The organism is Limimaricola soesokkakensis, from assembly GCF_900172345.1.
Taxonomy (GTDB): domain Bacteria; phylum Pseudomonadota; class Alphaproteobacteria; order Rhodobacterales; family Rhodobacteraceae; genus Limimaricola; species Limimaricola soesokkakensis.
Genome location: NZ_FWFY01000012.1, coordinates 87,378 through 105,421, shown reverse-complemented (window position 1 = coordinate 105,421; position 18,044 = coordinate 87,378). Strand labels below are relative to the sequence as shown.

Annotated in this window: 15 protein-coding genes; 8 read left to right on the top strand and 7 right to left on the bottom strand. The window is 69.3% G+C overall.

What is annotated here, in order from left to right; genetic code table 11:
• The first annotated feature begins 2 nt into the window (after nucleotides 1-2).
• From LOS8367_RS16255 to ureG, 3 genes are read left to right on the top strand one after another with little or no spacing between them, the layout of a single operon-like run.
• Entirely contained in the window at nucleotides 3-473 is a 471-nt protein-coding gene (locus LOS8367_RS16255) for an urease accessory protein UreE (RefSeq protein ID WP_085897593.1), read from the top strand.
• Nucleotides 463-1,107 carry an urease accessory protein UreF gene (locus LOS8367_RS16250; protein ID WP_085897592.1) on the top strand — a complete coding sequence of 215 codons (645 nt, stop codon included), beginning with the start codon at nucleotides 463-465 and terminating at the stop codon, nucleotides 1,105-1,107. The genes LOS8367_RS16255 and LOS8367_RS16250 overlap by 11 nt, the downstream gene beginning before the upstream one ends.
• Nucleotides 1,104-1,739, top strand: coding sequence for an urease accessory protein UreG (ureG, locus tag LOS8367_RS16245; protein ID WP_085897591.1), 636 nt, complete (start codon nucleotides 1,104-1,106; stop codon nucleotides 1,737-1,739). The genes LOS8367_RS16250 and ureG overlap by 4 nt, the downstream gene beginning before the upstream one ends.
• A gap of 19 nt (nucleotides 1,740-1,758) precedes the next feature.
• Here the strand turns inward: ureG and LOS8367_RS16240 are convergent, their stop codons facing one another.
• The 3 genes from LOS8367_RS16240 to LOS8367_RS16230 all read right to left on the bottom strand — a co-directional run bounded on the left by LOS8367_RS16240 (nucleotide 1,759) and on the right by LOS8367_RS16230 (nucleotide 6,242).
• A complete protein-coding gene (locus LOS8367_RS16240) occupies nucleotides 1,759-1,959 on the bottom strand; it encodes a DUF1127 domain-containing protein (protein WP_085897590.1) in 201 nt (66 codons plus the stop codon).
• Between the two features lie 428 nt (nucleotides 1,960-2,387).
• Nucleotides 2,388-4,718 carry a mechanosensitive ion channel domain-containing protein gene (locus LOS8367_RS16235; RefSeq protein ID WP_242665625.1) on the bottom strand — a complete coding sequence of 777 codons (2,331 nt, stop codon included), beginning with the start codon at nucleotides 4,716-4,718 and terminating at the stop codon, nucleotides 2,388-2,390.
• Between the two features lie 366 nt (nucleotides 4,719-5,084).
• Complete coding sequence (locus tag LOS8367_RS16230) at nucleotides 5,085-6,242, bottom strand: MFS transporter (protein ID WP_085897588.1); 1,158 nt, start codon at nucleotides 6,240-6,242, stop codon at nucleotides 5,085-5,087.
• Nucleotides 6,243-6,424: 182 nt separating this feature from the next.
• Here LOS8367_RS16230 and LOS8367_RS16225 point away from each other — a divergent pair, with 182 nt between their 5' ends.
• On the top strand, nucleotides 6,425-6,961 hold the full coding sequence (locus LOS8367_RS16225; protein ID WP_085897613.1) for a GNAT family N-acetyltransferase: 537 nt from the start codon (nucleotides 6,425-6,427) through the stop codon (nucleotides 6,959-6,961).
• Between the two features lie 161 nt (nucleotides 6,962-7,122).
• Here the strand turns inward: LOS8367_RS16225 and LOS8367_RS16220 are convergent, their stop codons facing one another.
• Genes LOS8367_RS16220 through araD1 form a run of 4 tightly spaced genes read right to left on the bottom strand, consistent with a single transcriptional unit; the run spans nucleotide 7,123 to nucleotide 12,296 of the window.
• A complete protein-coding gene (locus tag LOS8367_RS16220) occupies nucleotides 7,123-8,619 on the bottom strand; it encodes an aldehyde dehydrogenase (NADP(+)) (protein ID WP_085897587.1) in 1,497 nt (498 codons plus the stop codon).
• Nucleotides 8,616-9,560, bottom strand: a complete 945-nt coding sequence (locus tag LOS8367_RS16215) for a Gfo/Idh/MocA family protein (RefSeq protein WP_085897586.1) — start codon at nucleotides 9,558-9,560, stop codon at nucleotides 8,616-8,618. Before LOS8367_RS16215 ends, LOS8367_RS16220 begins: the two co-directional genes overlap by 4 nt.
• Nucleotides 9,560-11,302 carry an L-arabinonate dehydratase gene (gene araD, locus LOS8367_RS16210; RefSeq protein WP_085897585.1) on the bottom strand — a complete coding sequence of 581 codons (1,743 nt, stop codon included), beginning with the start codon at nucleotides 11,300-11,302 and terminating at the stop codon, nucleotides 9,560-9,562. The genes LOS8367_RS16215 and araD overlap by 1 nt, the downstream gene beginning before the upstream one ends.
• A gap of 10 nt (nucleotides 11,303-11,312) precedes the next feature.
• The gene (araD1, locus tag LOS8367_RS16205) at nucleotides 11,313-12,296 is read right to left on the bottom strand and encodes an AraD1 family protein (RefSeq protein WP_085897584.1); all 984 of its coding nucleotides are present in this window, start codon (nucleotides 12,294-12,296) and stop codon (nucleotides 11,313-11,315) included.
• A gap of 67 nt (nucleotides 12,297-12,363) precedes the next feature.
• Between araD1 and LOS8367_RS16200 the strand changes: the two genes are divergently transcribed.
• From LOS8367_RS16200 to LOS8367_RS16185, 4 genes are all read left to right on the top strand, one after another.
• Complete coding sequence (locus LOS8367_RS16200; RefSeq protein WP_085897583.1) at nucleotides 12,364-13,326, top strand: LysR family transcriptional regulator; 963 nt, start codon at nucleotides 12,364-12,366, stop codon at nucleotides 13,324-13,326.
• A gap of 247 nt (nucleotides 13,327-13,573) precedes the next feature.
• Complete coding sequence (locus tag LOS8367_RS16195) at nucleotides 13,574-14,662, top strand: HAMP domain-containing protein (protein ID WP_085897582.1); 1,089 nt, start codon at nucleotides 13,574-13,576, stop codon at nucleotides 14,660-14,662.
• Nucleotides 14,663-14,824: 162 nt separating this feature from the next.
• A complete protein-coding gene (locus tag LOS8367_RS16190) occupies nucleotides 14,825-16,045 on the top strand; it encodes an HlyD family secretion protein (RefSeq protein ID WP_085897581.1) in 1,221 nt (406 codons plus the stop codon).
• Nucleotides 16,045-18,024, top strand: a complete 1,980-nt coding sequence (locus LOS8367_RS16185; protein ID WP_085897580.1) for a glycosyltransferase family 2 protein — start codon at nucleotides 16,045-16,047, stop codon at nucleotides 18,022-18,024. Before LOS8367_RS16190 ends, LOS8367_RS16185 begins: the two co-directional genes overlap by 1 nt.
• Nucleotides 18,025-18,044 lie beyond the last annotated feature (20 nt).

The following is an 18,044-nucleotide window of genomic DNA, read 5'->3' as shown; positions in this document are numbered from 1 at the left end:
CGATGAGTGATCTTCCCACCGCCCGGCAACTGCACCGCAAGGGGCACTGGTCCGGCCCGCATGAGACCTGCGCGCTCGACTACGAGGGCCGCTTCCTGCGCCGCAAGCGGCTCGTGACCGCTTCGGGCCGCGCCTTTCTCGTCGATCTGCCGCAGACGACTTCGCTGGATGCGGGCGACGCGCTGGAATTGTCGGATGGCAGCCACGTGGCGATCGAGGCCGCGCCCGAGCCGCTGACCGAGGCGCGCGGTGACCTCGTCCGGCTCGCCTGGCATGTCGGCAATCGGCATACCCCCTGCGAGATCCGGCCCGACTGCCTCGTGATCCGCCGCGACCACGTGATCGCGCATATGCTGGCGCATCTGGGCGCCGAGCTGCGCGACACCACCGGCCCCTTCACCCCCGAGGGCGGCGCCTATGGTCACGGTCGCACCCACGCGCATGAACATGTCGCGACGGCCCATGCTCACTGAGCTGCAGGCCCTGACGCTGGCGCGCTGGCTCTCGCCCGGCTACCCGGTCGGGGCCTTCGCCTACTCGCACGGGCTGGAACAGGCGATCGCGGATGGCCGCGTCCTCGACTGCGCGACGCTCGAGGACTGGCTGCGCGATACGCTGGAGTTCGGCGCGGGTCGCAACGACGCGCTGCTGCTCGTCGCCGCATGGCGCGCGGATGAGGCCGACCTGACTGGCATCGACGCCACCGCTCGCGCTCTGGCCGCAAGCCGCGAGAGGGTGATCGAGACGGAGCGGCAGGGCACGGCCTTCGCGCGGACCGAGGCGCAGGTCTCGGGCGTTGCGGCCACCCCCCTCGCCTATCCCGTCGCCATCGGTGCGGCGGCGTCGCGACACGGGCTGCCGCTGCGATCCACTTGCGCGCTCTACCTGCAGGCCTTTGCGGCCAATCTCGTCTCGGCGGCGCAGCGGCTGATGCCGCTGGGCCAGACCGAGGGGCAGCAGCTGCAATCCGCGCTCGCGCCGCTCTGCGCGCGCATCGCCGAGGAGGTCGAGCACGGCACGCTCGACGATCTCTCCTCCACCACCTTCATGGGCGACATCGCGTCGATGCGCCACGAAACCCAGCAACCGAGGATCTTCGCCACATGAGCATCAGCACGATGAACGGACCCCTGCGGATCGGCATCGGCGGCCCCGTCGGCGCCGGCAAGACCACGCTCACCGCCCAGCTCGCCCGCGCGCTGGCGCCAGATCATTCGATCGGCGTCATCACCAACGACATCTACACGCAGGAGGATGCCGAGGCGCTGATGCGGATGCAGATCCTGCCCGGTGACCGGGTGATCGGCGTGGAAACCGGGGGCTGCCCGCATACCGCGATCCGCGAGGATGCGAGTCTCAACCTCGCCGCCGTGGCCGAGCTGGAACGGCGGCATCCCGGCATCGAGGTGGTGCTGATCGAGAGCGGCGGCGACAATCTCTCGGCCACCTTCTCACCCGAACTCGCCGACCTGACCATCTACGTCATCGACGTGGCGGCGGGCGAGGAAATCCCGCGCAAGGGCGGCCCGGCGATCACCCGCTCGGACCTTCTGGTGATCAACAAGACCGATCTGGCGCCGCATGTCGGCGCCTCGCTCGAGGTGATGCAGCGCGACGCGGCGCGGATGCGGGGATCGCGGCCCTTCGTGTTCTGCGCGCTGCGCCACGGGCGCGGTGTCGACGAGGTGCTGTCACATCTGCGCGAGATGGGCGGCCTCGTGCCGCAGGGCGTCGCCTGACGCCCCACGGTCCGGTGGATCAGCGCGCGACTGCGCGCGTGGCGGCGTCGCGGGCGATCTCGCGGATCTGCGACCGCGCGAAGCCGAGATCGGCAAGGTCGCGATCGCTCAGCCGCGACAGCTCGGACACGGTGCGGCGGTAGACGCGCCACCGCGTCGTGGCCGAGGCAAGGTATCCCGCGACATCGGTACGGGCCTGGGACGGTACTGCGAGTCTCATGACGGTATCTCCTGACATGATCTGAACAGGCGCTCTCACGCTGCTTGATACGAGATTGGCGTCTCGACGCAGCATGCACCAGTGCCGTCAGGCTGTACCCTGCCATGCAATTGCTGCAACGCAGCATCAGTGGTTTGACCGGGCTGAGTTTTCCTCCTGCCGGCCGATCGGGCAGGCAGCTTCGGACTTGTCTGCGGGGTGATCATTCGCCGTGCGAATGCCCCGGCAGGGGCCGATTTCGACGGAACCGCCCGTCTCGTCCGGCGCGCTGGCCCGGCCATGCGGAGGCGAATCATCCCCCGCCCCACGGTCAGGTCAGGGGCTTTCAGCGCATTGCGGTCGCGGGCCCAGATCGAACCCGGGTCGGTTCGAGCCAGTGTCTCATCGGGGATAGGCGCCGCCTATCCCCGATCCCCGTAAAGGCCGTTTCAGCCTTCGGCCTGCGCGTCGCCGACCTGCTTGAGCCGCAGCGCCTGGGTCCGGCCATCCTTGGCCTCACCGAAGAAGATCGTCTGGTGCGGGAAGGGAATCTCGATCCCGCGCGCGTCGAAGATCCGCTTTAGGATGCCGTTATAGGCCCGGCCCAGCCCCCATTGCGTGCCCGGCACGGTCTTGATCCGCGCCCGCACCACCACGGCGCTGTCGGCGAAGCTGTTGACGCCGAACCACTCCATGTCGCCGATGATGTTGGCGCGCTGATCGGGATCCTGCTTGAGCTCCTCGAAGGCGTCGAACATCGCCTGCTTCGCCTCGTCGACATCCTCGCGATAGGCGATCCCCATGTCGCAGACGAAATACGAGAAATCGCGCATGAAGTTCGACACCATGTCGACGCTGGAGAAGGGGATGATGTGGAAGGTGCCCTGCACGTCGCGCAGGGACACCGAGCGCACGGTCAGCTTCTCGACCACGCCGGTGGTGCCGCCGACGGTGACGACATCGCCCACGTTCATCGCGTTCTCGAACTGGATGAAGACGCCGGTGATGATGTCCTGCACCAGCTTCTGCGCACCGAAGCCGATGGCGAGGCCCAGCACACCGGCCGAGGCCAGCAGCGGCCCGATGTCGAGCCCGATCTCGGCCAGGGCGAACATCAGCGTGAAGATCAGCAGCGCGATCGCGAAGGCGTTGCGCAGCAGCGTCAGCAGCGTGGTCTCGCGCGAGGTCGGGATCTTGCCGACCTCCGGGTTGAGCCGGTAATCGATCCAGCTGTTCACCGCGAGCCAGATCATCGCCGCCACCAGCAGGATCAGCGCTAGGGAGACGATGCGGCCCGTGGCCTCGAGACCGACCGGCGAGGCAAACCAGCCGCCGAGATCGTAAAGCCCGATTACGTCGAGCGTGTAGATCACCACCGCCAGCGTGACGACGAGGCGCAGCGCGATCAGCACCTTGGGCACGATCGCGTTGAGGCGCGGCTCGAGCAGCGGTAGCTTGGTCCGCATCTCGGTGGGCAGCACCACGCCATGGCGCAGCGCGCGGCCGATCGCGCCGATGATCAGCGAGCCGATCAGCGCCGCGGCCAGCACCTTGCCCGAAGCGATCAGGTAGCCCGCCACCACATCGGCCGAGCGCGAGATCACCACCACGAACATGAAGCCCAGATAGGCCAGCGCGAACCAGTGCCAGGTCCGGGTCAGCGTGCCCAGCGTGCCGCCAAGCTGCTTGCGTGCCGGCGGCGTGGCCGCCGGACCCGCGCCGAGCGGCGCCCCGGGGGTGGTTTCGGGGACGACCACGTCCGCATGGTCTTCGGGGAGGTCCTGCTCATCCTCGACCTTCTCGGCCATCAGGCGGCGGGCGATCCAGTTCGCGACGTCGTCGCGATGCCGGATCACCAGCACCACCAGATAAACCAGCACGAAGACCGACAGCAGCGCCGAGACACCGAGACCGGCGGCGAAGGAGACGTTGCGGTTGACCAGCGGCAGCACCAGAAGCTGGCCGTAGCCCAGCACGCTCACGACCACGTTCACGTGGCGGTTCAGCCGTAGCGCGGCGCTGTTCGACAGGTTGACCAGCCGCAGCCCGCCGGTGGTGGGCGAGACGATGGCACGGATCGCCACCTTGACCAGTTCGACCAGCAGGAAGGCGTTGAGATAGAGCGCCTGCCGGAATCCGACCTCAGCATATTCCCCCAGCGCCATCAGCGAGATCGCGTAACCCAGCGCCCAGGCCGCAACCACCACGGCGGCGTCGAGGAGGGTGGAGCCGATGAAGATGAAGATCGTGCGCAGGAAATTCGCATGCAGCGCGCGTTCGCCCATGCGGCGGTAGACCGGTTTCGCCAGCGCGCGCAGGCCCATCCAGACCGCCACGGTGATGACGATGACGAGGATCAGGCTCTGGAAGGTCTCCCACAACACCGGCAGGTCGAGGCTCGCGAGACCGCCCAGCAGATTGCCGTTGCCGGAGAAGCTGCGAACGATCTGGTCGGCCTGCACGGCCAACCCCTCGGCGATGTCCTGCGTGACCTGGGCGATACGCGACCCGATGGAAACGCGGGGCTCGATCTCCTGCACCTCCTCGGCGGTCGCGGCCAGCGCCTCGATCGGCTCGGCCTCGGTGGTCACGCGCTCCAGCTCGGCGATCAGCGCCTCGCGCGCGGTCTCGTCGCGCAGCACCTCGAGAAGACCGGTGAGCGGGCCCGCTTCGGCCTCGGTCGTTGCTTCTTCGGTAGCCGCGGCTTCGGCGGGCAGGATCTGGGCGAGGGCCTGATGCGGCAGGGCGAGGCCGAGGATCAGGCCCAGCATCAGGGTCATGGCGTGTATCAGTTGGGCAAAGGGTCGCGGCATCGGCGGCCTTCCTCCTGGTCGTTCGGACGGGCCCAAGCACCGTCTGGCGGCCGGGCGGCTGGCATTGCGGTCGAAGCGCCCGACGGGGCGCCCGGGATCATGTCTCGGCCCGCACCCGTGGCACGACGCCGTTTCGGAGGCAGTGCCTATCGCGGCACCGCGGATGAAGAAAGGGGGATACAGCGGTGAAACCGCTGGCATTCCCCGGCATGGGGCGGTCCGGCGCGGCAGCGGCGGGCGGGCCCCGGGCGGGAATAGGCGAGCATTGCATGGGCCTTGGGCACGCGCGCGGACCCGCAACAGCGCGGCGGCGGCATCGGCTTCACGACCGCGTCAGGCCGCCTGCGGCGCCGGGCGCACGCGCCCCAGCACCGGCGACAGCGCCGCGATCAGGAGCGCGAAGAGACCGACCAGAACGAACGAGACCCGAAGCGAGCTGATATCGGCGACGAAGCCGATCACCGGCGGCCCCAGCAGCATCGCGCCATAGCCCAGCGTCGCCACAGAGGCGATCGCCTGTCCGGCCGGGATCTCGGGATCGGCGGCGGCGCGGCTGAAGGCCAGCGGGATCACCGCCGCGTAGCCCAGCCCCATCAGAACGAAGCCCGCGAGGGCCACCGCGAGACTGCTCGCGAGCGCGCAGGTCAGGTAGCCCGATGCCGCCAGCAGCCCGCTGGCCAGCGCCACACGGCGCGGCCCGTGGCGGGTGATCAACCGATCGACGCAAAGCCGCATCGCCACCATGGTGACAGAGAACACTGCGTAGCCCAGCGTCGCATGCGCCTCGGCGGCGCCCAGCACATCTGCGAGAAACACCGCGCTCCAATCCACCGCGGCGCCTTCGCCCAGACCCGCCCCAAGCGCGATAAGGCCCACGAAAACCAGCGCGCCGCGCGGAAAGGCGAAGACCGGGTCGCCCGCGCCGCCGGTGGCGACGCGCGAGGTCCAGTCGATCCGCAGGAACGGCCCGAACAGCAACGCCGCGAGCAGGGCCGTCAGCACGAAATGCAACGAGACGGGGGCGGCGAGGCTTGCGGCCGCGAAACCGCCGGCGGCGCCCAGCCCGGCGCCGAGGCTCCACATCGCGTGGAAGGACGACATCACCGAGCGCCCCATGTGCCGCTCGACCTCGGCGGCCCAGGAATTCATCGCCACGTCCATTGCCCCGTGGCACATGCCGAAGAGGAACAGCGCCAGCCCGAGCGCCGGCACCACGGGGGCGAGCCCGACCAGAGCGATCGAGACGAGATAGACCGCCGCGATCCAGCGCGTTACCCGCACCGCGCCAAAGCGATCGGCAAGCTTGCCCGCGATCGGGAAGGAGACCAGCGCCCCCATCCCCATCATCAGAAGCAGCAGCCCGAGCGCGGCCTCGCCCAGACCGAAGCCCGAGGCGACCGCCGGAACCCGCGAGGCCCAGCAGCCCAGAAGCACGCCGTTCAAGGCGAATGCCGCGGCGACGCTGCGCCACGGCGTGATGATCTCGGCCATTCGGTCCCTCCGGCCCGTTCGGGCGTCGTTCAAATCGATTTCTGCAAGGATAGGCCCCGCACGCGGAAGTACCATAGGCGGGACGACAACCGAGCGGCGGGCCGCCGCGGGCCCCGGAGCGGATCGGCCTCATCCGCAAATCCATGGCCGCCCCCATCCGTTTGGGTTAGGCCAATGCCATGATGGACGCTCCGAACCTGCATATCCGTGCCGCCGAACCGGGCGACGCCGCAGCCCTCACGGTCATGGCGAACCTGCCCGGCGTGAGACATGGCACGCTGCGCCTGCCCTTCGATCCGCAAAGCAGGATCGAGCGTCGCCTTGCCACGGAGTCCGGCGATCATTTTCTCGTCGGGGTCATCGATACCGAGGGGGGCGGGCGTGAAATCGTCACCCATGCGGGGCTCATGCCGTCTAGGAGACGCCGGGCCCATGTCGGCGAAGTACTTTTGATCGTGCATGACGACCATGTCGGACAGGGCTACGGCACGGCCATGCTCCGGGCGCTGCTTGACCTCGCGGATAACTGGCTCGGGCTGCGCCGACTGGAGCTCGACGTGAACGTCGACAACCACGCCGCCATCCGGCTCTACGAGCGGCATGGTTTCGAGGTGGAAGGGACGAGGCGGCACGATGTCCTGCGGGCCGGCGTGCTGATCGACTCGCATATCATGGGTCGATTGAAGGCGGCCCCTGAACCGGATCGCTCGGGCCGATAACTCCGGAGAGCCTTGGCCCTGCAAGGCGCCCGGAATGAAACCTGTTTAGCTGAAACTCCGCCCCACGCCGATCGCATGGGCTCCCGGACGAAGCGGTCGAGGCCGCCGACATCGCGGCATTCAACAAGGGCATCGCCGCGCGGCGGCGATGCCCTCCGCGCTTACTTCAGGTCGCTCGGCAGCAGGGCCTCGGGCATGTTCTGGTAGCTCACCGGGCGCAGCCAGCGACGGATCGCCAGCGTGCCGACCGAGGTGGCGCCGAAATTGGTCGAAGCCGGGTATGGCCCGCCATGCACCATCGCATCGGCCACCTCGACCCCGGTGGGATAGCCGTTGACGAGAATCCGGCCCGCCTTGCGCTCCAGCACCGGCATCAGCGCCCGTGCCAGATCGGTGTCGGCCTCTTCCATCTGGAGCGTCGCGGTGAGCTGGCCGTGCAGACCGGTGGCGGCACGGGTCATGTCGGCGGCGTCCGGCACTCGCACCACGATGCCCAGAGGCCCGAACACCTCGTCGGCGAGATCCTCGTTCGCCTCCCAGGCGGCGAGGTCGGTCTCGATCAGCCACGGCATGGCGTTGCGCCCCTCGCAGGCTTGGCCGAAGCTCTTCTTCGCGGCCCGGGCCATGCGCTCCGCGCCCTCATGAAAGGCTCTCGCGATGCCGTCGGTCAGCATCACCTGCGGCGCGCCGGCGCCCATCGCCTCGGTGGCGGCGGCGACCATCGCCTCGGCCTTCTCGCCTTCGGTCACGAAGACGACGCCGGGATTGGTGCAGAACTGCCCGGCGCCCATCGTCAGGGAGCCAGCCCAGTCGCGGCCGATCTGCTCGGCGCGGGCTTCCATCGCCGCGGGCAGGCAGAAGACCGGGTTGATCGAGCCCAGCTCGCCAAAGAAGGGGATCGGCTCGGGCCGCGCGGCGCACAGATCAAAGAGCGCGCGCCCACCCTTGAGCGAGCCCGTGAAGCCCACCGCCTTGATCAGCGGGTGCTCGACCAGCGCCCGCCCGACTTCGAGCCCGCCATCATGCACCATCGAGAAGACCCCGCCCGGAAGGCCGGAGGCCGCGACGGCCGCGGTGATGGCCTCGGCCACGATCTGCGAGGTGCCGGGATGGCCGGGATGGCCCTTCACGACGACAGGGCAGCCGGCGGCCAGCGCCGAGGCGGTGTCGCCCCCCGCCACCGAAAAGGCGAGCGGAAAGTTCGAGGCGCCGAACACGGCCACCGGACCCACGGGGCGCTGGATCATCCGCAGATCGGGACGCGGCAGCGGCGCCCGGTCGGGCAGCGCTGTGTCGTGCCGGCGGTCGAGGTAGTCGCCCTTGCGGATATGCTCCGCGAACAGCCGCAGCTGGCCGCAGGTGCGACCGCGCTCGCCGGTCAGTCGGGCCTCGGGCAGGCCGGTCTCGGCGGCACCGATGGCGGTGATCTCGTCGCCGCGCGCCTCGATTTCTTCGGCAATCTTCTCCAGAAGCGCGGCGCGCTCCTCGCGTGTGGTGGCGGCGAAGACGGCAAAGGCGTCCTCGGCCGCGCGCACCGCGCGGTCGATAAGTTCGGGCGTTCCCTTGGGATAGTCGCGCGGCGCGCCCTCGGCCGGGGCAGTGGCGAAGCTGTCGCCGCCCGTGACGGTGTCACCCGCGATGAGATGGGCTCCGGTCATGTCTTTTCCTTGTCGAATTCGAACGGGGCGGTGGTCACCCGCCGCCCGAGCGTCATGGCATCGGCCACGTGGATCATCGGCGCGAGGTCGACATCGCTCTGGCCGCGCGCGACCAGATCCGCCATGCGGGCGTAAAGCGACGGGTATTCGCCGGGGTGGTCAGCCAGATCTTCGGCCACGCCATCGACCTCGAGCCGCGCGCCGCCGTCGCGCAGCGCCAACGATCCCTTGCTGGTCTCGATCTCGATGTCCCATGTCTGCGGGCCTTCCTGCCGCCAGTCGAAGACGGCGCGGACATTGCCCGTGAAGTCGAGCCGGGCCGCGATCGGCGTGTGGCGGTTCTCGGGAAACTCCAGCTCGGCGGCGACGAGATGCACCGGCTCGGGCAGGATCTCGGTCAGGATCGACAGCGCGTTGATGCCCGGATCCATCACCCCCATGCCGCCCGGCTCGAACACCCAGTCCTGACCCGGATGCCACTTGCGGACATCCTCCTTCCAGGTGATGCGCGCGCCCCGCACCACCCGCTCGACCAGCCGCGATTTCGCCGCCGCAACGCCCGCCGCCATGCGGCTGTGCCAGCTGGCAAAGAGCGTGACGCCCTGTGTTGCGGCGAGCCGCTGCAGCGCGTGCACCTCGGCCAGCGTCTGGCCCGGCGGCTTTTCCAGCATCACGTGCCGCCGCGCCATCAGCGCCTTGCGGGCATAGTCGAAGCGCGGTTGTGGCGGCAGGCAGAGCGAGATCACATCGATATCGGGGCGCGCCGCGAGAAAGGCGTCGAAATCATCATGCGCCTCGACCCCCTCGACCGAGCCTGACCGGCTCACCGTCGCGGCGAGCTCCCACTCAGAGCTGGCCTGCAGGGCCGGCACGTGCTGGTCTCGGGCGATCTTGCCGATGCCGACGAGGGCGATCTTGCGGGGCGGGTTCGCGTAGCTCATCAATGGCTCTCCCTGCCGACGGCGTTGCCGCGGCATCCGACGAGAAAATCGAAATCTGCCCCGGTCTCGGGCCCCATCACCCGCTCATGGTAGAGGCTGGCATAGCCCGAGGCCGGGGCTTGCGTGTGCGGTGTCCAATCCGCGAGACGCGCCGCCAGTTCCTCGTCCGAGATGTCGAGATGCAGCTGCCGCGCCGCCACGTCCAGCTCGATCATGTCGCCCGAGCGCACCACGGCCAGCGGTCCGCCCCGCGCCGCTTCGGGCGAGGTATGCAGCACCACCGTGCCATAGGCCGTGCCCGACATCCGCGCGTCCGAGATCCGCACCATGTCGGTGATCCCCTTGCGCAGGATTTTCGGCGGCAGCCCCATGTTGCCGACCTCGGCCATGCCCGGATAGCCGCGCGGGCCGCAATTCTTGAGCACCATCACGCAGGTCTCGTCGATGTCGAGGTCCTCGTCCCCGATCCGCGCCTTGTAGTCGTCGATGTCCTCGAACACGACCGCCCTGCCCCGGTGCTGCATCAGCGACGGCGTGGCGGCAGAGGGCTTCAGCACCGCCCCCAGCGGCGCGAGGTTGCCCTTCAGCACCGCGATGCCGCCGGATTTCGCGAGCGCCTTCTCCACCGGCAGGATCACGTCCTCGTTCCAGTTGTGCACCTCGCGCACCTCGTCCCAAATCGTGCCGCCCGACACGGTCAGCGCCTCGCGATGCAAGAGCCCGGCCTCGCCGAGCCGCTTGATGACGACCGGCAGACCACCGGCGTAGAAGAACTCCTCCATCAGGTGCTTGCCCGAGGGCATCAGGTTCACCACCGTCGGCACGTCGCGGCCCCAGCGGTCCCAATCGTCGAGGGTCAGGTTGATGCCGACGCGCCCGGCCACCGCTAGGAGGTGGATCACCGCGTTGGTCGAGCCGCCGATCGCGGCGTTGGTGCGGATCGCGTTCTCGAAGGCATCCTTGGTCATGATGTCCGAGGGCTTCAGGTCGTCCTTGACCATGTCGACGATGCGCCGCCCCGTCAGATGGGCCATGACACGGCGGCGCGCGTCCACCGCCGGGATCGCGGCGTTGCCCGACAGCGCCATGCCGAGCGCCTCGGCCATCGATGCCATGGTCGAGGCGGTGCCCATGGTGTTGCACGAGCCGGGCGAGCGCGACATCGAGGCCTCGGCCTCGACGAATTCCTCCGCCGTCATCTCGCCCGCCTTCACCGCCTCGGAGAAGCGCCACAGATGCGTGCCGGAGCCGACCTTCTCGCCCCGGAAATGGCCGTTGAGCATCGGCCCGCCCGAGACGAGGATCGCCGGAAGATCGACCGAGGCCGCGCCCATCAGCAGCGCCGGCGTGGTCTTGTCGCAGCCCGCGAGAAGCACCACGCCGTCCATGCATTTGCCGCGGATCGCCTCCTCGACATCCATCGCGCAGAGGTTGCGATACATCATCGCCGTGGGGCGCAGGGTGGACTCCGACGGGCTAAACACCGGGAACTCGACCGGCAGCCCGCCCGCCTCGTAGACGCCGAACTTCACACGCTCCGCGAGATCGCGCAGATGGGCGTTGCAGGGCGTCAGCTCAGACCAGGTGTTACAGATGCCGATCACGGGCCGCCCGTCGAACAGGTCCGCGGGCAGGCCTTGGTTCTTCATCCAGCCGCGGTGATAGATCGCGTCCTTGGACGAGCCGCCGAACCATTCCTGCGAACGCAGTTTCCGGGGCCAGGGGGCGGGGGTGAAGCTCATGGGGGGCCTTTCAGAGCGGGGTAACGCGCGCCATGCCCGTATCGGGGGCCTGCGCGAGCGGGTTGATGAGCGGCAGGCCGAAGGGCGCGGCCTCGATCTCGAACACGTCGCCTACCTGCGCGCGGATGCCGTCGCCGAAGCTCAGCGTCGCGGAGCCGAACATATGGACGTGCAGATCGCCGGGCTGCCGGTAGATGTCGTACTTGAAGTGGTGGTGTTCGAGGTTGGCGAAGCTGTGCGACATGTTCGCCTCGCCCGAGACGAAGGGCTTTTCCCAGATCACCGTGCCGTCGCGGCGGATCCGGCTGCTGCCGGCGATGTCGCGCGGCAGTTCGCCGACGAGGATCTCGGGGCCGAAGCTCGCCGGGCGCAGCTTCGAATGCGCCAGCCACAGGTAATTGACGCGCTCGGTCACGTGGTCCGAAAACTCGTTGGCCAGCGCCCAGCCAAGCCGCGCCGGCTGGCCGTCCGGGCCGATCAGGTAGATGCCGGCGATCTCGGGCTCCTCGCCGCCATCGTCTGCGAAGCCGGGCGAGACCAACGGAGCGCCCGGCGCCACGGCGGAATGGCCGGTCCCCTTGTAAAACCATTCCGGCTGCGCGCCGATGCCGCCCCCCGCGGGCTTGCCACCCTCGAGCCCCATGCGGAACATCTTCATGCTGTCGGTCATGGTCTCGGGGTCGGCCTCGGCATGCATGGCGTCGCGCGTCGTCGCCGAGCCCAGATGCGTGAGTCCGGTGCCGGTAAGATGCATATGGCTCGGATCGGGGTGCTGGATCGGCAGCATGAGCCGGCCCTCGGCGACAAGCCCGGCAAGATCGACCGCCGGACCCAGTCCCCGCACGGCAATCACCTCGGCGATGCCGCGCCCGGTCTCGATCGCCTCCCAAGCCAGCGCGTAGGTCGAGGCCGCGCCTTGCACGATCGCCGCCTCGCTGCCCTCGCGGGCCACTACCACAACCCCCTCATCCGTCCTTACCTGCGACAGCAGCATGCCAGCCCCTCCCGGTTCGGGGGCTAACTTGCCAATTGGAGTGATATCGAACAAATAATGCTTTCTAATGGGAGCATATCAAAACCGTGATGAATCGGCGGACCGGCTGCTGCGGCGCGGGCTGAAGCTCGGGCACCTGCAGCTTCTGGCGCTACTGGAGCGGGGCTGTCAGCTTGGAATGGCCGCAGAGGCGCTCGGCATCGCCCAGCCTGCCGCGTCGCGGCTGCTGTCGGAGGCCGAACGCATCGCCGGTTGCCCGCTGCGGCGGCGCGACGGGCGCGGGATCCAGCTGACAGCCGAGGGCGTCGCACTGGCCCGGCGCGCGGGGCGGGTGATCGGCGAGCTCAACGACGCCGAGCGCGAGCTGTCCGAGATCGCCGCCGGCCTCTCGGGCGAAGTGCGCATCGGCGCCGTCACCGGCCCTGCGATGGACCGGGTGCTGCCGGCGCTGCGCAACGCGCGCCTGTCGATGCCGAAGCTGCGGATCCAGGTCGAGGTGGGCAATTCCGGTGAGTTGGCCGAGGCGCTGCTCGATGGCAGGCTCGACCTCGCCCTCGCCCGGCTGCCCGACGACCGCTCGGCCGCGCTGTTCGACGTCACGCCGCTCAGCGACGAGCCGGTCGCGCTGGTGGTACGGCCCGGCCACCGGCTGCTGTCGATGCCGGAACTCGCACCCGCCGACCTCCTCGACTACGACTGGATCCTGCCGGCGCGCGGATCGATCCTTCACGACACGGTACAGCACCGGCTGGAGCGGCTCGGTCTGCCCGCGCCGCGGGTCGGCGTCACCACCTCCTCGTTTCTCCTGACGTTGGCTCTGGTGCAGCGCAGCAACGCCGTGGCGCCGCTGGCGCGGGCGGTGGCGTCGCGTTTCGCGGGCGGGGCCTGCGCGATCCTGCCGATCGAGCTTGGCATCTCGGTGCTGCCCTACGGGCTGATGACCCGGGCCGGGGCGGCGCTGCCCCGGGCGGCGCAACGCATGGCCGAGCTGCTGGTGCAGGCGGTACCGGATGCGCCCGGCATCGACTAGTCCCACAACCTGAGGCGGCCTTCCCCGACCATTATGGCAGCCGGGCGGCAACGGCCGGATTTCGGCCACCCCCGACGGTCCGGTTTCGCGCACAATCCTGACCTCCGCACAGGAACCGGATCGCGAGCCGCCCCGGAATGGGGCCCTCTTGCGGCCCGGTCACGGCATCGCCATGCCGTTGTCCGCAACCCGCCACACTGCGTGCCTAGATGCAGAGGGTAACCCACCCCCATGAGGTCTTTGCAGAATGCATCGCAACCCCGGCTTCCGACTGCCCAGCCTGTCCACCGCCCTCTTCGCCTTCGTCACCTTCTTTGCCCTCGTCGGATTCGCGGCCATGGCGCTGCTCGCTGAGCGCCGCCTCGAATCCGTGGAAAGCGGGGTGCAGTCCGAATCCGTATATCTGCGGGGCGAGGCGCTGCGAATGAACTTCGCCAAGGCGCTCGGCCGGGAATGGAACTCGGTCAAGGCCGTGGCGGGAACGCTGCGGATGCAGTCGATCGACGCGGCGCGGCCGCGACTGACCGCGATCTCGCGCATCTCGGATTCGATCGCCTGGGCCGGTATCGCGGATGCGAGCGGAAAGCTGGTCGCCTCGTCGCGGCCGCTTCTCGAGGGGCAGGACGTGTCCGGATCGCTGTGGTTCCGGCGCGGGCTGGGGGGCAACTTCATCGGCGCGGCGGAAACCGATGATCGGCTGGCGCGGCTGGTCCCGGCCGAGACCGAGGGACCAGTGCAATATCTCGACCTCTCCGTCGCCATCCACGACGATGAGGGGCGCGCCGAGGGCGTGCTGATCTACCGGCTCAACGTGGCCTGGGTCCAGAACTACCTCGTCGAAAGCGCCGAAGTCCTCGATCTCGACCTGTTCATGGTCGACGGGCGCGGGCGGGTGCTATTCGAACATACCGAGGAATTCGACCAGCCGCTGTCGCCCCGGGCGCGGCAGGTCGTGGCCTCGGGCCAGCAGGGCACCTTCCGGGTCGCCCAGGACGCGGATCACGACGCCTTCCTGGCGCTGCTGCCCAAGGTGGTGACCGGCGAGATGGCCTCGCTCGACTGGCGGCTGGTGGCGCGGGTGCCGACCCGGATCGCCGGTTTCGGCCTCGGCAGCTTCGTGCTCTCGGCCGATATCCTGTGGCTGCTTCTGGGCTTCGGCACGGCGCTGCTTTTGGGCACGGCATTGTTCAGCCGCTATTTCCTGCGGCCGCTGCGGGTGCTCTCGCGCGAGGCGCAGGCCATCGCCGAGGGCCGCGATACCTATCCGGCCGAGCAGCACAGCAGCCGCGAGGCGGAAACCCTCGCCAGCGCCATCGTCCGGATTCAGAGGGCCTGATCGTCGCCGATGGGTGACGCCGCGCCGCGGATCGGCGCGGCGACGCACCGTCGCGATTGTCCTCTGCCTCCGGCTTCGAAAGACCCCTCCGAAATATCGGCAACGCGACTGGCCCGGATCACCGCCGATCCGGCCGGGTCGCCATCGACAAGGATGCCCCCCATGCGCCTCACCCGCCTCGTCTTGGGCTTGATCCTAATCCTCGTCTCGATCTGGGTGATCCTTGGGGAACAGCTCGGCGGCACCAGCGCCAACGCCATGGTCAACGCCCGGCTGGCGACGCTGCGCAGCCCGATCGCCGGCACCGTCACTATGCCCGATCTCGCCCTCGGCGCGACGATCCGGCCCGGCGAGGAGCTGGCCTCTGTGAACGACCCGCATGTCGACCAGATCCGGCTGAACGATCTGGTGCTGGAATGGCAATACGCGCAGGCCGAGCGCGACCGGCTGCGCGAGGTGATCGACGAGACGGCGCAGGCGATCGAGACGCTCTCGGTGCGCGCCGCCCGCTTCGGCCGCGGCAAGACCCGCGAGGTCGAGATCCGCCTCGCCCATGCGCGCGCCCGCCTTGCCCTGCTCGAACGCCAGGCGAATGACGGTGCGGCGCGCGTCGCCGCGCTGGAGCCCGAGCTGCCGCAGGAGCCGCAGGGCACGGGCACAGGGTCAGAGGCCACCACCGACGCCGCGCCCGAGATCCTCCTGCCCGACCTGCCCACCGGTCTCGCCATCGCGCTCGAACATGCGCGCGAGGAGGTGGGCGTGCTGCAATCGGCGCTTTCGGCGGCGCGCGACGGCGTGTTCCTCGTCGACGGGGTCAATGACAGCCCCTTCGCGAGCCAGCGGCTGGCCGAGCTTCGGGCCCGGAACGACGGCTTTGAGGCGGCCTATCGCGCGCAGGTCCGGCAGGTACGCGCGCTCGCCTCGCGCATCACCGAAGAGCGGGTCAGCGTCAATCGACTCGGCGAGGCCCCCCTCGCCGCGGGCTTCGAGGGCCGCCTGTGGGAGGTGCTGGCGCATGACGGCGAGAACCTGCAGCGCGGCGAGCCGGTGCTGCGGCTGCTGAACTGCGAGAGCCTGATCGTCACCGGCTCGGTTAGCGAGAGCGTGTTCAACGCGCTGCGGCCGGGCGATGGCGCGCAGTTCCGGCTCTCGGGATCGGGCGAGGTGTTCGAGGGCACGGTCGAACGGCTCGCGGGGGCGGGCGCGGCCTCACTCTACGACACGCTCGCGGTGGCGGCCGGGCGCGAGCATCTGGAGCGCTACGACGTGGCCGTCAGCGTGCCGGGGCTGCGCGATCTCGACGGCGGCGCCTGCCCGGTCGGGCGTACCGGCCGGCTGTTCTTCGAGAACCGGCCGCTCGACTGGCTGCGCGGCCTGCTGTGATGGCGCCGCATGCCTGGCTGAGCGAGGCGCAGTCGAGCCTGGCGCTGATGCTGTTGAGCTACGGGATGGTGCTGCTGCTGCCCTTCTGGGTCGATCCGCGGCGCACATGGCATCGGTCGCTGATGCTCGGGGCCATGATCGCGCTGGCGCTGCGCTATATCTGGTGGCGCGGCGCGGCGACGCTGGCCCCGGTCGGCCTCGACCTCGATTTCGCGGCCAGCCTTACGCTCTACCTGCTCGAGGTCATCGCCATGCTCGGCTCGGTCAACGCCGCCGTGATGCTGTCGCGGCGCCTCGACCGGCACCGCGAGGCCACCGCCAATGCCACGTGGTGGGGCCGCCGCGCGCCCAAGGTGGCGCTGATGATCGCCACCTACAACGAGGATCGCGAGATCCTCGAACGCTCGATCGTCGGCGCGCTTTCGGTCGACTGGCCCGATGCCGAGGTGATGGTGCTCGACGATGGCAAGCGCGACTGGCTCCGGGCGTTCTGCGCCGCGCATGGGGTGCGGCACGTCACCCGCCCCGACAATGCCCATGCCAAGGCCGGCAACATCAACCACGCGCTCGACCTGCTCGCCAAGGAAGACCGGCCGCCGGACTTCGTGGCGATCCTCGACGCCGATTTCGTACCGCATCGCAACTTCCTGCGCCGCGCCGTGGCGCTGTTCCACGACCCTACGGTCGGGCTGGTGCAGACGCCGCAGCACTTCTTCAACGCCGACCCGATCCAGCACAATCTCGGCCTCGCGCGTTCCTATCCTGACGAGCAGCGCTTCTTCTTCGATCACGTGCAATCCTCGCGCGACGCTTGGGGCATCGCGATCTGCTGCGGCACCTCCTCGGTGATGCGCTGGAGCGCGCTGCGCGAGATCGGCGGCTTTCCGACCGACAGCATCACCGAGGACTACCTGCTCAGCCTGACGCTGCAGGAGCGCGGCATCCGCACCGTCTATCTGAACGAGCCGCTGACCGAGGGGCTCGCGCCGGAGGGGGTGGGCGAATACATCACCCAGCGCGCCCGCTGGTGTCTCGGGCTGATGCAGATCGCGCGCGGCCGGCTCGGGCCCTTTTCGCGCAACGGGCTGCGGCTGCGCGACCGCTGGAGCGTGATCGACACCATGCTCTACTGGATCGGCAGCTTTCCGTTCCGCATCGCCGGGCTCAGCTTTCCGCTGCTCTACTGGTATTTCGGCGTGATCGTCGTCGATGCGGAGGTGGCCGAGGTCCTGTCCTATTTCGGGGTCTACTACGTCTGGTCGCTCGGGGTGCTGAACATCCTGTCGCGCGGGACGGTCGTGCCGGTGCTGCACGACGTGAGCCAGATCGTCGGCGCGATCCCGATCACCCGCGCCGCGCTGCATGGGCTGCTGCGCCCCAAGGGGCACAAGTTCAAGGTCACCGCCAAGGGCGGCGACCGCAGCCGCATCGTGGTGCAATGGCGGCTGATGATGCCGTTCCTCGTGCTGCTTGTGTTGACTCTGGTCGGGCTGATGCTCGGCAGCGCCTTCGACGGGCTGAACCGGGCCGAGGCCGGCGATGGCATGCGGGTGGTGCTGTTCTGGACCATCTACAACATCTTCGTGCTGGCGCTGACGGTGATCGCCTGCATCGAGCTGCCGCGCCACGAGCGCCATGTCGCGGACCGGCCCGAGCGGGTGATCTTCGCGGCGGGCGAGCGTCCGCAGCGGCTCTGGCTCGCCTCGCTCACCCGCGACACGGCGCGAATCCGCGGTACCGTATACACGCCCGGCACGCGCGGCGTGCTGCGCATCCCCGGGGTCGGCGACATGCGTGCCACGGTGATCGCCGCCACGCCCGACGGCGCAAGGCTGCATCTGTGGCCCGAGGACGAGGTGCACACCGCGCTGCTGCGCCGGTTCTACACCGAGGGCGCCGCGCCGGGCGTGGTCGATGTCAGGATCGGCCGGCTCATCGGCGACATCGCGCGGCGGCTGAGCTTCAGCAGCCGGGATTAGACCCTTCCGCAGACCGCCAC